A 13,413-nucleotide genomic window follows, 5' to 3' on the forward strand; every position below is an offset into this window, starting at 1 on the left:
AACCACACCCAGCTGCCCAAACTGAGCCCACAATCTGCATTGGATTTTCCCATCCGGGGCTTCCGAACCCAACGTGCCCAATCGGGCGTACAGTGAAAATAGAAGGGCATACAGACGTAGTGTCGAGGAGATGGTCAGCCATGACTGCTCAGGTGCAGCCGAACAAGAAGTTCAAGATGCCGTTCAACTATGTTCAGGTTCTCATTGCGACCTTCGGGGCCGTGATCACGAGCATCTTTGTCTATTTCGTCAGCGAGGCAGCTGGCGCTTCCATGTATTTCAATGGCGGCCTGTTCACGCACCTGACCTTCGGTGAGATTGTGGGCTACATTGTCTTGCCGTTCGCCATCCTCGGGTTCCTCACCTTCCTGATTGGCAGGTCAAGGCCGGGATTTTGCAAGATCGCGCAGTGGATCGGTGTGGCCGTCGCCGTGCTTTCGATTGCCAACGCGATCCTGTACGCCGCTGACCTGCCCAGCGGTATCGGGCTGGCAGTCATCCACTTGGTCGTAGGTGCATCCTGGTACCTTGCGGTGAACAACTCGAATAAGAAATACAACGAAGAGGCCGCGGCAAGCCGGAACGCATTGGTTAGCACATAGTCTTCCTCGTGGCGCAGGGGTGGCGCTGGTTCCTCGGATGGAACTAAATCTCTGGTTCGCCCGCCTATCGAAGGGCGATGCCAGGTTTTAGGCTTGGAACATGTCGCAGGAAGATCCGTCCTCCGCGGACATCGAAACGACCGACAGGCAACAAGCAGCCGGCACAGCGGTGCCTTCGAAATCGGGGCACCGCACCTTCCTGCATGTGCTGGTCAATACGGCCCTGGCCAATGTGGTCACCAGCTTCCTCTGGTTCGCGCTGACCTTCTGGGTGTACCTAGAGACGCGGTCGGTGCTGGCCACCGGGCTCATTGGCGGGACCTATATGCTGCTGGTCGCCTTCTTCGGCCTGTTCTTCGGGGTGCTGGTGGACAGGTACCGCAAACATGCGGTGATGGTGGGCTCCACCCTGTTCACCGTGGCCTGCTTTGCGGTGGCGGGAACGATGTTCCTGCTGGTTCCCGAGTCCGAGATGCTGAGCCTGTCCGGGATCTGGTTCTGGCTCTTTGCCCTGGTGGTGCTCATCGGTGCGGTGGTCGAACAGCTGCGCAACATTGCCTTGTCCACCACCGTGACCCTGCTGGTGCCGGCGGAGCGCCGGGCCAACGCCAACGGACTGGTGGGCACCGTGCAGGGCCTGGCATTCATGATCACAAGTGTCTTCAGCGGCCTGGCGATCGGGTTCCTGGGCATGGGCGGAACGATCATCATCTCGTTGTCAGCATGCCTGGTGGTGCTCGCGCACCTGCTGTTCCTGCGGATCCCGGAACCGAAGATCGTGCGGGCAGCCGAACGCGAGAGCTTTGCCGAGCTACGCGCCGGGATCTCCGCGGTGCGTGCCACCCAGGGCCTGTTCGCGCTGATCCTGTTCACCACCTTCAACAACCTTACCGGCGGGGTGTTCATGGCGCTCATGGATCCCTACGGCCTGACGATCTTCCCGGTGGAGATCTGGGGCGTGGTGCTCGGGGTGACCGCCACCGGGTTCCTGATCGGCGGCGGACTGGTGGCCAAGTTCGGCCTGGGCAAGAACCCGATCCGCACCATGCTCATCCTGGTCGCCTGTACCGGGGTGCTGGGCGCGAGCTTCACGATCCGCGAATGGTGGTGGCTGTACGCCGTGGGAATCTGGGTCTACATGATGCTGATCCCCGCGGTGGAGGCAGCGGAGCAGACGGTGATCCAGAAGGTGGTGCCCTACGCGGTGCAGGGCAGGGTCTTTGGCTTCGCGATGACCTTCGAAGCCGCAGCCGCACCGATCACCGCGTTCATGATCGCGCCGCTGGCCGAGTTCTGGATCATTCCCTACATGGATTCCGAACCCGGGAAGCAGGGCTGGGGCTGGTTGCTGGGGGAAGGGGACGCCCGTGGGATCGCGCTGGTTTTCCTGGTCTCGGGGATCGCCTCGATCGTGCTGGGCCTTGCCGCGCTGGCCACGCGGTCCTACCGGCGGCTGTCGGTCGCCTATGCCACCGCGCCGGAGAGCGCGCCTCAGCAGTAGCGGACACCCTTGGGCATTACCGCTGAACGGGTGCCGGGCGGCGTGATTCCTGCCCTGACCCATTCCGGAGTGTCGGTGTTTCACCTCACCCGGGGGCAATGCAGGAATAGCCATGCTGCGGGACCGGTTGCACCAGGCAGCCCACCCCAACGTTTGGAGTACTGCCCCATGGACCTGTTTTCCCCGCTCACCCTCGGTGACCTCGAACTGCCCAACCGCCTCATCATGGCGCCGCTGACCCGCTCCCGCTCGCGCGTGGACGGCGTGCCGAACGACGATGTCGTCGAGTACTACCGCCAGCGCGCCTCGATGGGCCTGATCGTATCCGAGGGCGTGTATCCCAGCTTCACCGGCCAGGGGTTCGTCCGCCAGCCGGGACTGGTCACCGGGGAACAGGTCGCCGGATGGAAGCGCGTCACCGATGCGGTCCACGCGGAGGGCGGACTCATCGTCGCCCAGGTGATGCACGCCGGCCGGGTCACCCACACCGAGACCACCGTGCAGCCCCACGTCGTGGCCCCGAGCGCCATCGCCGTGGACGGGGTCACCCGGACATATACGGGAAAGCACGCCTACCCGGTCCCGCACGCCCTGGGGACCGACGAGCTGCCGGGCATCGTCGAGGAGTTCGTGAACGGATCCCGCAATGCCATCGCCGCCGGGTTCGACGGCGTGGAACTGCACGGAGCCAACGGCTACCTGCTGCACGAGTTCGTGGCACCCAGCGCGAACGCCCGCACCGACGCCTACGGCGGCTCCCCGGAAAACCGTGCGCGCTTCGTCGTTGAGGTGGCCACCGCCGTGGCCAAGGAGATCGGGGCCGGCAGGACGGGGTTGCGCATTTCCCCGGAGCACAACGTGCAGGGTGCGTTGGAAACCGACCCGGTGGATGTAGCCGCCACCTATGCGGCGCTGATCGACGGGATTGCGCCCTTGGGTTTGGCCGCGTTGAGCATCCTGCATGCGGACCCCGCAGGTGCACTCGTGCAAGACCTGCGCTCGCGCTTCAATGGCCCGGTCCTGCTGAACACCGGCTTCCAGTCCGTCACCACCTACGACGATGCGGCCGCAGTTGCCGCCAATAGCTGGGGAGATGCCGTGGTGGTGGGACGCCCGGCGATCGCCAACCCCGATTTGGTGCGCCGCTGGCAGGAGGGCCTCCCGCTGAACGAACCCGATGCGTCCACCTTCTACACCGAGGGTGCCGCCGGGTACACCGACTACCCGTTCTGGGAGAACTAACCCACGGGAATCCGGGCAAGTTGGGAACCCTCGGTGGCAGCGTCCGCAACATCGAAAGGTTCATGAGGACCTGAGCTGTGCGGTGCTCGCCGGTGCCCACCACCGGAGTGAAGCGCGGTCAGACGTCGGGACAGCCCGGCGAGCTTGAAAGCGTTGTGGCTCCCTCTCGGACCGAGAGGGAGCCACAACGAATTGGTCTCTTGCAGAGAGGCGCTACTTGAGCAGCACCGTGATGAGCCGCAGGGAAGACGCGACGATGGCAATCAGCCCGATTGCGGCGAACAAGTTCTGCCACCACTTGTTGCGCAGGTCCCCCATGATGGAGGTCTTGTTGGCCATGATGACAATCAGGACACCGAGGAACGGGGCTATCAAAACGGTCAGGGACTGGGCGATGACGATCAGGCCGACGGGTGAAGCCTGGAACGAAAGGGTGATGGCCAATCCGAAGGCCAGGATGATTCCCGTGACGATTCTTGCGGTGGGTGACCCTGCCTTTGCCCCACGTCCAAGGGCATCCGAGAACATGGTGCCCCCGGCCGTGGCATTGGCGATCATCGAGGAGAACGCTGCCCCGGAAAGTCCGAGTGCGAAGACCAGCGATCCAACGGGTCCGGCCAGGGGTTCGAATACCGCAGCCAGCGCGTTGATGGTTCCGGCTTCGGCGCCCGTCTTGCCGAGCACGGCCGCTGCCACCATGATGACCAGCGCCGTCATGATGCCCGGGGCGACGATGCCGGGAACAGTGTCGACGAGGGTGATGTCGCGGTAATCGGCACGGGTGCGACGGTGCATCCTTGATGCCGTAGGAGGTGTAGAAGGCCGCGTTGATGGAAAAGTTGGTTCCGACCAATGCCACCACGAGGATCTCGCTTCCGGCCGGAAGCTGTGGAACCATCCCCTCCATGGCCCGGTACCAGTCGGGTTGGGCAACCAGGATGCTCGCGATGAAGGTGATGCCCATGAGCACGACGATCACCAGCAGCGCTTTCTCCACGATTCCGTAGACATTGCGGAATGCCAGCACGATGCCGACCGCGGCGGTGCACACGATGGGCCACAGGACGGGGGAGCCCCCGAAGACCATGAAAACGCCAAGCCCGGAACCAACTGCGTTGCCGACGGAGAACATGAGGATGATGCCAAAGACGCCGATGCCTGCCAAGACGCCGACCGATGGGCCCAGATGATCCTTGATGGAGGTGATCAGAGACGTGGGGGTGGCGATGCCCAGTAGGACGCTCATGTCGGTGAAGAAGATCATTAGGGTCGTGGAGACCGCGATGACCCAGAGCAGGGTGTAGCCGTGGCCGCTGCCCGCCTGCACCGCAGTCGTGAGGTTGCCGGGGCCGAACTGCCATGCTCCGACAACGAAGGCAGGACCCATGAGGGCGAGGTACCCGAGGAAGCCCCGGCGCTTGCCCGGAGCAGGGCTACTGACTTCGTGCGTAACCGTCCGTCCGTGGTGGGCATGCGGGGAGGCGACGGTCTTGTGCGGCTCGCTCATGTGCGAGTCCTCCTTCTACTGCAGCATATCGGTGGTCATCATTGACCTAAGTGGAGAGAGTACAGGGATGGCGGGCGGGGTGGCAGGCCTGGCTGCCACCCCGCAGGCTTGTTGGCTAGGGGTTCAACGCGTCGCGTGCCGTGGCACGTTCGACGCGCACGGTCTCGGCATCGACCAACGCACCGGCCTCCACGGCCTCTGCCCGTGCCGCCTCGAGGGTGGTCTGGGATGCCTCGAGCTATGCGGTGTGCCGGGCCTCGGTCACGGCTACGGCCCACAATCGGAAGAACGCCTGCTGTGCTGCCTCGGTCACCGCGACCACCGGGCGCGAACGCTGCGCGCGCCACGCCTCCACGGCGGAGCGGGCGGTTTCCATGGAGACGCCGGCGCGTGAACGCACCGCAGTGACCGTCACCTTGGCGTTCTCCGACTCCATTGCGTCAATTGCCGCCGCCGCACGGTCCATTGGCGAACCGACCATCGCAATCACATCCTAGGTAGTAAAAATATGACGACTATTTGTCTGTTTGTTTGTTTACCCCTCACGCGGGCTTGGCCGTCATTCCGGCGTTGGGTGTCCCGCCGAGTTCGCCCAGGCGCCGGACCGCCTTGGTGCGGACGCCGTGCTGGCCGAACTGCGGCAGGAACCGGGGGAAGTACCACGTCACCGGCGGGAACCCCGAAGCTGGAAGACGGCCGTGGCGTGGAGGATGGCCCCAGGGGCATGGAAGAAATCTCGCGGGACCGTGACCGTGACCGGGAGCAAGAGCTCCACGGGCTGCGTCTTGATCTGAAACGGCAGATCGTCTCCGCACCTCCGGGCACACCCCGTCATGCTGCCCTGATGCAGCAGCTCGAGGCCTTGGACCGGGACAACGACGCCGCGCAGGACCGCTGGTTCGAGGACCTCACGCGAGAGCACCCACTGCACGAATCCTGAGGATTCCTGCACAGCAACCACAGGGCGTGGCCGTGATCGACATGGATCAGTTGCGAGTGGATATAGCGGTAACCGATGGCGCCAAACTCCCCTGTCGTCAATTGTCCAGACAGTGTCTGGACAATTGACGACAGAGCATCGATGACTGGAACTAGGGTTGAACCAAGACCCAGCTCGAACCTGACCTTCCCGTCGACTATTCCGCCGCCCTGGCCACCCTGAAAGATCTCGTGCGGGAAGCCCAACACCGGGCCCAGCGCGTCGCGAACACCGCCATGATCGAGCTGTACTGGAACACATCGGCCACACCATCCTCGAGCGGCAGCGTATCCAACCCTGGGGGAGTAACGTCCTGGTGAGGACTGCCCGCGATTTGCGTGCAGAATTTCCGCACATGAAAGGATTCTCCCGGACCAATCTGTATAACATGCGCGCCTTCGTCGCGGCCTGGAGCGGGGAAGAACCAATTGTCCAGACACCGTCTGGACAATTGAGTTGGAGCCACAACGTCGCGCTGCTGAACAATGTCGATGACCAAGAACTGCGTCACTGGTATGCCTCCCTGGCCCTGCAGCATGGGTGATCGGTGGCCGTCCTGGAACACCAAATTCTCACGTCCCTGCACACTCGCACCGGTGCGGCCCCGAACAACCTCGAGGCACGGTTGCCGGGCGAAGGGACCGACCTGGCGCGGGAGGTTGCCAAGGACCCCTTGGTGCTGGACTTCCTGAGGCTCACCGAAGATGCCCGGGAACATGCCGTGGAGGAGACCATGACGCTGCGCCTGTCCCAGACCCTGGCCGAGTTCGGTCCGGGTTTCGCGTTCGTCGGCCGCCAGTACCACCTCGATGTCGACGGGGAGGACTTCTTCGTGGATTGCTGCTGTACCACGTGCCGTCGGACCGCTACGTGGTGGTGGAGCTGAAGGCCGGCAAATTCAAGCCCGAGCACCTGGGGCATCTGAATTTCTACGTCGCCGCCGTCGATGACATGCTGCGGCTGCCCCGGCAGGCCCCGACCGTCGGGATCCTGGTGTGTGGGTCCAAGAACGACCGCACCGTGCGCTATGCCTTGGATGGGTCAACTAATCCGTTGGCCGTGTCTTCCTACACATACGAGGCGCTTCCGATCGCTGAGAAGGCGACCCTGCCGTCCCCGGATGCCATCACTGCGGCGTGTATGGAGGAGGCTTTTGATAGCAGGTGTGGGACGTTCCGGTAGCGGTTGCGGGTTGATGCGGTGTGTAACCTCGCAACATCGTGGACACCAAACCTCACCACTTCGTGGGCAGGTAGTCTCACGGCTTCGTGTGTCCTGTCTCAAAACATCGTGGACACACGATCTCATGACATCGGAGACACGATGTCTCAACACATCGTGCACACTGTGCTGGCAGGCGGCGCTGACAGGCTAGGTGCCATGACAAACGCCCTTTCACCTCAGACCCGAGCCGCGATCATCAACTACGATCCGTCCCAGCCGCACGCCTTGAACGTGACCGAGTTCTGCCGATCGGTCAAGGTCTCGCGCAGCGTGTTCTACAAGATCCGCGCCCGCGCAGCCAGCGAATCCACGGCCGCCCTGCATCCCCGATCCCGTGCCCCGAAGCACCCTTCCAGGCGCTACGGCCCCGAGGTCATCAACGAGCTGGTCAAGATCCGCAAGCGGCTCAAAACGGACGGGTGGGACTACGGTCCGCGCTCGATCCACTACGAGGCAGCCCTCCAGGACGGCTTCCCCGGCGGCAAGGTGCCCTCGGTGGCAACCATCGCCCGGTTGCTCGCCAGCGTCGGGCAGGTCGACGCGTCGCCCAGGAAACGCCCCAAATCCTCCTACGTCCCCTTCGTGCGGTCCACCGCCATGTCCCTGTGGCAGCTCGACGCCTTCGAATACCGGCTGCACAGCGGGAAGACCAAAACGGTCTACCAGCTCATCGACGATGCCACGCGCTACGACGTGGGGACCTTGGCCTACGCACGCCACGAGAACAGCGCGGATGCCAAGCACGTCCTGCAACAGGCGATCCACCGGCACGGCGCCCCGGGCGAGGTCCTCTCGGACAACTCCCTGGCCTTCAACCAGCTGCGCCGCGGCGTGGTCGGACCCGTGGAGACATTCCTTGCCTCTCACGGAACCATGCCCATCAGCGGGCTGCCCGGAAGACCGACCACGCAAGGCAAGAACGAGCGCTCGCACCAGACACTGATCCGTTTCCTGGATGCCAACCAGCCGGCCTCCTTGGACCAGCTGCAGGGACGGATCAACACCTTTCGCGAGCATTACAACAAGCGCCGCCCCCACCAGGCCCTGGGGCAGGTGACCCCGGCCGCCGCGTGGGAACTGCTGGAACACACACCCGCGACCAGCCCCATCCCGCTGGTGGTGCTCGAGGCGAAGGCGTCGGAGTACCGGCAGCTGCGGAACGCTCAGGCACGGGACCTTGACCGTTCCCGCCTGACGGTTTCAAAGACCGGCGAAACCATCCTGGAGGAAGCCGTGGAACGGGACGGTGACCAGTCGATCGTGGAAGTCACCGGCGCCAACCGCCTGGTCTATTATCACGGTTACCACGTGAAGCTGCCATCAACGTATGCCGATCGGCAGTTCTACCGCAGGCTCACCGTGGACGAGTTCAGCCTGGCCGACCCGCGCACGGGCCTGATTGTGTTCTCGTTCCCGCTGCCCCTGCGCGCCCTCAATGTGAGGGGCCGGTACATATCTTCGTACGCCATCCGGGGCGTCCAGATGTCGCATCCCACCAAACACTGGGAACGGAAACACGCAGAACTCAAAGCCCAATTTGACCGGCGGGAAGTGGACTACCCGGAGGTCTTCATCCGTTGAACCACTGCCGGTAGCTGTGCACGAAGCCGTGAGACTACCTGCCCACGAAGTGGTGAGGTTTGGTGTCCACGATGTTGCGAGGTTACACACCCGATCGCCCCACACCTGCTACCGAAAGCCTCGGCTAAACAGCGGCGCTCGAACACGAACCGGAGAATCTGCCCGACGCGTGACGACTTGGCAGGCCAGCCACTCACGAATCCAAACGGTTCAGATTGACGAGGGATTCATCCCGCCCAGGTTGGACTTGGGCGAATGCCTTGGCTCAGCAGGAATATAGCGGAACCGGTCCAACCTGCGGGCAGGGAGGTGCCGAGGGCTTCCAACACTGGTGAGTCCTGAAATCGACAGAAAACAGGGATTCCAGAAGTGCTGTTATCGGCGGATAGGTTCAAGTGAATCTCATGCGCAATCCCCGCAGCCCAGACGTTCTAAACATGGCTCCGACTAAGAAAAGGGTGCCGGCCAGGTTTCCCTGCCGGAACCCTCCAAAAAGAACCGCTACTACTTCTTCACAGTCAACGTCTGCTTTAACACCTTGGTCTGCTCCTTCGACCACACCTTCGTGGTCGTCTTCTGCTTGGTCACCACTTCACGGGACTTGACCGTCCAGGGAAGAATGCAGGCACTCGGTGATTGCCTAAGTGAGAGGAGTTCATTGCTCGCCCGGGCGCCGTGGAGCGGCAAAGGTCGCCACCTTCGATGGGCGCAGCAGACGGTCGGGACGAAACGAATCAAATAGTGGCTCGGTGTTGCCGAATATTTCAGCGGCGACTCGCTCCCCCAGGAAGGGCGCGAGTGTCACGCCGCTATGCGTCGCGACGAGATAGAGCCACGGCTTGTCCACTGGAGCGCCAATGATACTCAGTCCATCGCGCGGGATTGCGCGCCGGGCTACTTGGATTTCGTCGATCCTTGCGCCTGATGTGTGACCCAGAATCTCACGAAGTCGATAAATGTATTCCTGCGCCAACGAAGAGTCCGCTGCCGGTTGACGACCAACTTCCGCAGTAGCGTCGAGGTCCAGCGCCTGAAGAATAAGTCGACCACCCGGGGCTGGACGGACATTCAGTCGTGGACTTGTGAGCACGCGACTCAAGGACAACGGCAGGGGATTCGTCACTGCTAAGTATCCCATCGTGGGGTCGCCGGGACCCTGGAATTCGAGCATGAACGGTGGGAGTCCAGCCAGACGTGCAATCTCATTGGTCCACCGGCCGGTGGCGCTGACAACCCGGTCGACCAACATCGAATTGCCGTCGTCCAAGCCGAGTAGACAGCCCCCATCTTGCGGTTCCAAAGATTGCACTTCAACGGGTGACAAGAACGTGACTCCGAGTGATACAGCCCCTTCCAGTCTCTTTTCAACGTAGCAGACAGGGTCAATGTGTGCCTCGAGGGGGTAAAATGCCGTCGTTGACTCTCCACCGGGCAGCAGTAGGTCGGGAATCAGTTGAATCGTTTGTTTCACATCAGGAAGCTCGGTGATATAGCCAAGACTGGCCAGACGCTTCAGCCGCTGCTGAAGTTCCTTACGGTGCTCCGAATCGACGGCCAGCTCAACATGGCCGGTGGGGTGGAACCATTCGCCGTCACTGGCTGCGAGTTTGTGGTGCGCATGCATGCCGGCTAGGTTCAATTCGTAATACGCGTCTGGGTGTTTGTTGTTCGAATTCACCCAGGCAAATGACGTGGAGGAAGTACCGCTGCCAGCAGGGTTTCGGTCCAAAAGGACCACTTCGGCTCCGCGGGATGCCAACTCGGCGGCTATGGAGACTCCGACTATTCCGGCACCGACTACAGCTATCTTCATTCTGTGACCATCCTTGGATCTGTTGGTTATACGGCTGTCCCGGGGTTGAGAATAGGAACCGTTCTGCGGCGCTGGAGTGGAAAATTTATGGAGACCAAAAGGAATCTCTTCGTTTTGGTCTCGGACGTCTACCTTCGCTGAACCTGGGAGTGATGCTCTTTTACTATGGCGGGAATCTTCGAGACGTCTTGGGCCTCTAGGATATTCAGGATGTTAGCGTGGAGGCGCACCCGTTTATGGTGGTAGATCGACATTTCCGTGTTTTCGGGCCAAGTCAGACGTGCTACCCGTGACTCGATGAAATCGAGAAGTCCGCAGTACGTGCTGGTCAGAATCTGGTTTTTGGATATCCTGCCGATCCGGCGGTGAAACTCGATCCCAATATTCAGGAACGAGACTTCGTCGCCGCAAGCGTCTTCTAGGAGTTTGAGGAGTCGGCGGACGTCTTTCAGGTCCGCTTCGGTGCGAAACTTTGCCGCCTCCTCCAGGATCATTGACTCGAGGTGGTCGCGAACAGCTACGGCATCGGCTACGCTGTCAGGCTCTTCGCCAACTGCCACCAAGAACCGATCAAGCTCTCGATCCAGATTGATCTGGGCGGCGAAAACCCCGCCTTTGGGCCCGGGCTTCACAGTGATCCGGCCGCGGTCCAACAAGAGCTTGATGGCTTCGTTGATCGTTGCTCGGGCTGCGCCAAAGTGTCCTTGAAGCTCGGCTTTAGTGGCGATGTGATCTCCGGGCCTCAAATTTCGTCCGCGAATCAACCGCTCGATTTCTTTGGCGACTTCGGTGGCGCGTGATGTCTGGGCGAATTGGAATGAAATGGTTCGAACCTTCCCTCTGTGGCCTTCTAAGCAGCGGATGTCTGGTCGCTATTAAGCATAATCAAAGTAATTGACTGTAGCCTCTCATAGTTCTCAGCATATGGCATGAGGCGTCATGTAATGCGAAGAATTAATGCTTGACAGTGGTCTGCCTCACACGTAGATTGTATCTAATGGTTACAACCATTGTCGAGATACTCGTCATTGGTGAGTGACGTTGCAACGAATATTCGAGCCCCAAATCATGAGCACCGCGCTCCTTGTGTCCAGTATTTTTTCCGTCCAATTTCCATTTTCGGGAGCTAGCATGCAAGTCTCCATCACTGATTCTGACAGCAATCTCGTCACCGATGAGTCGCGAGCCTCCGCCGCCCTTCCCATTGGGAAACGAGCGAGCACAGCACGTTGGATCAGCTACATCTTGGCTATCTATGTGGTAGTCCTAGCCCTAGAGTTCTTCGTCTTCAACCGTAACTGGCACTGGGACACGGTCTTTTCCTATATGTTCAGCCAACAAATCATGATCGGCCTTGGCAATACGATCTTGCTGACTATCTTTTCCTGTGTTCTTGGTTTGATCTTCGGCATCATGGCCGTCTGGGCGAGGCTCTCGAATCTCTGGGTACTCCGTACCGCTGCCGGACTTTACATCTGGGTCGTTCGTGCCACACCACTCTTGGTCATTTTGCTAATGATCTTTTTCCTTGGTGCGTTGGTGCCAACCTTGGGCATCGGACTCCCGTTCCTGGAACCGCTAGTCGAGACGCCTACTAACCAAGTCATCACTCGCTTCACAGCAGCGGTCCTAGGGCTCTCCCTGTACTTGGGAGGAAAGTCGGCGGAAGTTCTCCGGTCCGGCGTAATTTCTATCGACTCGGGGCAGTTCGAAGCTTGCAAGGCTCTGGGGATTTCACAGTTCAATGCCTACCTTCGGATCATCGGCCCTCAGATCATCCGCGTCATCACGCCCTCGATGGCCAACGAGCTCATCACGATGTTCAAGAATACGTCGTTGGTGTCGGTCATCGGTTTTGCTGAGTTGCTGACCACAGTTGAGCTGATCTACTCACGCAACTTCAAGACCATTCCACTGCTCATGGTCGCGGTGCTTTGGTACCTCGTCTTGACTAGCCTTGCCATGTACGGACAAGCGCGGCTCGAGAAACGCTTCGGGCGCGGATTCAACCGACGGGTTGGCCTCAGCCCCGCTGTGGAACAGCAGGCGACAGAGATGGTCGTTCTGGATGAACAAACAGAGACTCAGACTTCGCGAGGAGAAGGAAGATGAACCAGGCACAGGTTGCCACCCGCATTCCAACAGAGGAAACGCTGCAGAGGCCAATCCTCGAACTTGTGGGAATCCAGAAACACTTTGGTAGCTTTCATGCCCTGAAGGATGTGAATCTTTCGGTCCAAGCAGGATCGGTTACCTGCATCGTGGGACCGTCGGGCTCCGGCAAAAGCACGCTGCTTCGAAGCATCAATATGCTGGAAGCGATCGACGGCGGCGCCATTTATTTCAAGGGCGAGATGATTGGCCAAGAAGTGGTGAGGCGTCGTCGTGTGCCGGTATCCGCCCGCAAAGCACGCCAGCAGGTGCTTAATTTCGGCATGGTGTTCCAAGGATTCAATCTCTTTCCGAACCTGACAGCACAAGAAAACGTCATGGTGGGTCCGCGACTGGTACGCGGCACCGATAAGCGCCAGGCCGCCGAGCGCGCAGCCCTCTTGCTGGACAGTGTCGGTCTCAAGAACAAAGGAGCCAACTATCCAAGTGAGCTTTCGGGTGGACAGAAGCAACGAGTTGCCATTGCCCGGGCCCTGGCCATGGATCCTGAGATTCTGCTTTTTGATGAACCCACCAGTGCGTTGGATCCCGAGCTTGTTGGTGAAGTCTTGGCCGTGATGAAGGAGTTGGCCGAACGCGGATCCACGATGATTATCGTTACGCATGAGATGAAGTTTGCTCGTGACGTCGCCGACGAGGTCATCATGATGGCCGACGGGCAGATCGTTGAAAGAGGCTTGGCCTCCACTATTTTTACCAATCCCCGAACAGAACGCGCGCGGTCGTTCTTCTCCTCGATTTCCAAGCAGTGATTGTTTGCGCTCCAAAGCGCGGACTACGTGCACTTTCGCA

13 protein-coding genes and 3 pseudogenes are annotated in these 13,413 nt (G+C 60.6%); 9 read left to right on the forward strand and 7 right to left on the reverse strand.

Annotated elements, in window-relative coordinates; genetic code table 11:
* Nucleotides 1-140: 140 nt before the first annotated feature.
* From J2T21_RS04395 to J2T21_RS04405, 3 genes are all read left to right on the forward strand, one after another.
* Nucleotides 141-602: a DUF6069 family protein gene (locus J2T21_RS04395; protein WP_307578882.1), complete on the forward strand. Its 462-nt coding sequence runs from the start codon at nucleotides 141-143 to the stop codon at nucleotides 600-602.
* 100 nt (nucleotides 603-702) lie between these two features.
* Nucleotides 703-2,103 carry an MFS transporter gene (locus J2T21_RS04400; RefSeq protein ID WP_307578884.1) on the forward strand — a complete coding sequence of 467 codons (1,401 nt, stop codon included), beginning with the start codon at nucleotides 703-705 and terminating at the stop codon, nucleotides 2,101-2,103.
* 168 nt (nucleotides 2,104-2,271) lie between these two features.
* On the forward strand, nucleotides 2,272-3,345 hold the full coding sequence (locus J2T21_RS04405; RefSeq protein WP_307578886.1) for an alkene reductase: 1,074 nt from the start codon (nucleotides 2,272-2,274) through the stop codon (nucleotides 3,343-3,345).
* A 213-nt stretch (nucleotides 3,346-3,558) separates the two neighbouring features.
* Here J2T21_RS04405 and J2T21_RS04410 read toward each other — a convergent pair whose 3' ends face one another.
* The 4 genes and pseudogenes from J2T21_RS04410 to J2T21_RS04425 form a co-directional block, all read right to left on the reverse strand.
* On the reverse strand, nucleotides 3,559-4,140 hold the full coding sequence (locus tag J2T21_RS04410; protein WP_307578888.1) for a divalent metal cation transporter: 582 nt from the start codon (nucleotides 4,138-4,140) through the stop codon (nucleotides 3,559-3,561).
* A gap of 58 nt (nucleotides 4,141-4,198) precedes the next feature.
* Nucleotides 4,199-4,852 (reverse strand): annotated as a pseudogene (locus J2T21_RS04415) (Nramp family divalent metal transporter); the annotation flags it as partial.
* A 238-nt stretch (nucleotides 4,853-5,090) separates the two neighbouring features.
* Entirely contained in the window at nucleotides 5,091-5,333 is a 243-nt protein-coding gene (locus tag J2T21_RS04420) for a DNA-binding protein (protein ID WP_307578890.1), read from the reverse strand.
* Nucleotides 5,334-5,394: 61 nt separating this feature from the next.
* Nucleotides 5,395-5,520 (reverse strand): hypothetical protein, encoded by a 126-nt coding sequence (locus J2T21_RS04425; protein ID WP_307578892.1) that lies wholly within the window; start codon nucleotides 5,518-5,520, stop codon nucleotides 5,395-5,397.
* Between the two features lie 56 nt (nucleotides 5,521-5,576).
* Between J2T21_RS04425 and J2T21_RS04430 the strand changes: the two genes are divergently transcribed.
* The 4 genes and pseudogenes from J2T21_RS04430 (at nucleotide 5,577) to J2T21_RS04445 (ending at nucleotide 8,636) form a co-directional block, all read left to right on the forward strand.
* Nucleotides 5,577-5,792, forward strand: coding sequence for a hypothetical protein (locus J2T21_RS04430; RefSeq protein ID WP_307578894.1), 216 nt, complete (start codon nucleotides 5,577-5,579; stop codon nucleotides 5,790-5,792).
* 355 nt (nucleotides 5,793-6,147) lie between these two features.
* Entirely contained in the window at nucleotides 6,148-6,375 is a 228-nt protein-coding gene (locus tag J2T21_RS04435) for a DUF1016 N-terminal domain-containing protein (protein WP_307578896.1), read from the forward strand.
* A gap of 132 nt (nucleotides 6,376-6,507) precedes the next feature.
* A pseudogene (locus tag J2T21_RS04440) lies at nucleotides 6,508-7,013 on the forward strand (PDDEXK nuclease domain-containing protein).
* 198 nt (nucleotides 7,014-7,211) lie between these two features.
* Entirely contained in the window at nucleotides 7,212-8,636 is a 1,425-nt protein-coding gene (locus tag J2T21_RS04445) for an IS481 family transposase (protein ID WP_307578898.1), read from the forward strand.
* A gap of 655 nt (nucleotides 8,637-9,291) precedes the next feature.
* On the opposite strand, the gene J2T21_RS04450 is transcribed toward J2T21_RS04445, so the two are convergent.
* From J2T21_RS04450 to J2T21_RS20830, 3 genes and pseudogenes are all read right to left on the reverse strand, one after another.
* Nucleotides 9,292-10,449 (reverse strand): NAD(P)/FAD-dependent oxidoreductase, encoded by a 1,158-nt coding sequence (locus J2T21_RS04450; protein ID WP_307578900.1) that lies wholly within the window; start codon nucleotides 10,447-10,449, stop codon nucleotides 9,292-9,294.
* A gap of 128 nt (nucleotides 10,450-10,577) precedes the next feature.
* A complete protein-coding gene (locus J2T21_RS04455) occupies nucleotides 10,578-10,943 on the reverse strand; it encodes a FadR/GntR family transcriptional regulator (protein ID WP_307578902.1) in 366 nt (121 codons plus the stop codon).
* Between the two features lie 186 nt (nucleotides 10,944-11,129).
* Nucleotides 11,130-11,213 (reverse strand): annotated as a pseudogene (locus tag J2T21_RS20830) (hypothetical protein); the annotation flags it as partial.
* 304 nt (nucleotides 11,214-11,517) lie between these two features.
* Between J2T21_RS20830 and J2T21_RS04465 the strand changes: the two are divergent.
* Together J2T21_RS04465 and J2T21_RS04470 are read left to right on the forward strand one after the other, a co-directional pair.
* Nucleotides 11,518-12,561: an amino acid ABC transporter permease gene (locus J2T21_RS04465; RefSeq protein WP_307578905.1), complete on the forward strand. Its 1,044-nt coding sequence runs from the start codon at nucleotides 11,518-11,520 to the stop codon at nucleotides 12,559-12,561.
* Nucleotides 12,558-13,373 carry an amino acid ABC transporter ATP-binding protein gene (locus tag J2T21_RS04470; RefSeq protein ID WP_307578907.1) on the forward strand — a complete coding sequence of 272 codons (816 nt, stop codon included), beginning with the start codon at nucleotides 12,558-12,560 and terminating at the stop codon, nucleotides 13,371-13,373. The genes J2T21_RS04465 and J2T21_RS04470 overlap by 4 nt, the downstream gene beginning before the upstream one ends.
* Nucleotides 13,374-13,413 lie beyond the last annotated feature (40 nt).

Origin of the sequence: Paeniglutamicibacter psychrophenolicus, from assembly GCF_030812255.1 — a bacterium.
GTDB classification, from domain to species: domain Bacteria; phylum Actinomycetota; class Actinomycetes; order Actinomycetales; family Micrococcaceae; genus Paeniglutamicibacter; species Paeniglutamicibacter psychrophenolicus_A.

Coding starts and splice junctions, on each gene's coding strand:
- J2T21_RS04395 (WP_307578882.1), top strand. CDS start 141: ATGACTGCTCAGGTGCAGCCGAACAAGAAGTTCAAGATGCCGTTCAAC.
- J2T21_RS04410 (WP_307578888.1), bottom strand. CDS start 4,140: ATGCACCGTCGCACCCGTGCCGATTACCGCGACATCACCCTCGTCGAC.
- J2T21_RS04455 (WP_307578902.1), bottom strand. CDS start 10,943: ATGATCCTGGAGGAGGCGGCAAAGTTTCGCACCGAAGCGGACCTGAAA.
- J2T21_RS04430 (WP_307578894.1), top strand. CDS start 5,577: ATGGAAGAAATCTCGCGGGACCGTGACCGTGACCGGGAGCAAGAGCTC.
- J2T21_RS04420 (WP_307578890.1), bottom strand. CDS start 5,333: ATGGTCGGTTCGCCAATGGACCGTGCGGCGGCGGCAATTGACGCAATG.
- J2T21_RS04450 (WP_307578900.1), bottom strand. CDS start 10,449: ATGAAGATAGCTGTAGTCGGTGCCGGAATAGTCGGAGTCTCCATAGCC.
- J2T21_RS04400 (WP_307578884.1), top strand. CDS start 703: ATGTCGCAGGAAGATCCGTCCTCCGCGGACATCGAAACGACCGACAGG.
- J2T21_RS04465 (WP_307578905.1), top strand. CDS start 11,518: ATGAGCACCGCGCTCCTTGTGTCCAGTATTTTTTCCGTCCAATTTCCA.
- J2T21_RS04445 (WP_307578898.1), top strand. CDS start 7,212: ATGACAAACGCCCTTTCACCTCAGACCCGAGCCGCGATCATCAACTAC.
- J2T21_RS04405 (WP_307578886.1), top strand. CDS start 2,272: ATGGACCTGTTTTCCCCGCTCACCCTCGGTGACCTCGAACTGCCCAAC.
- J2T21_RS04470 (WP_307578907.1), top strand. CDS start 12,558: ATGAACCAGGCACAGGTTGCCACCCGCATTCCAACAGAGGAAACGCTG.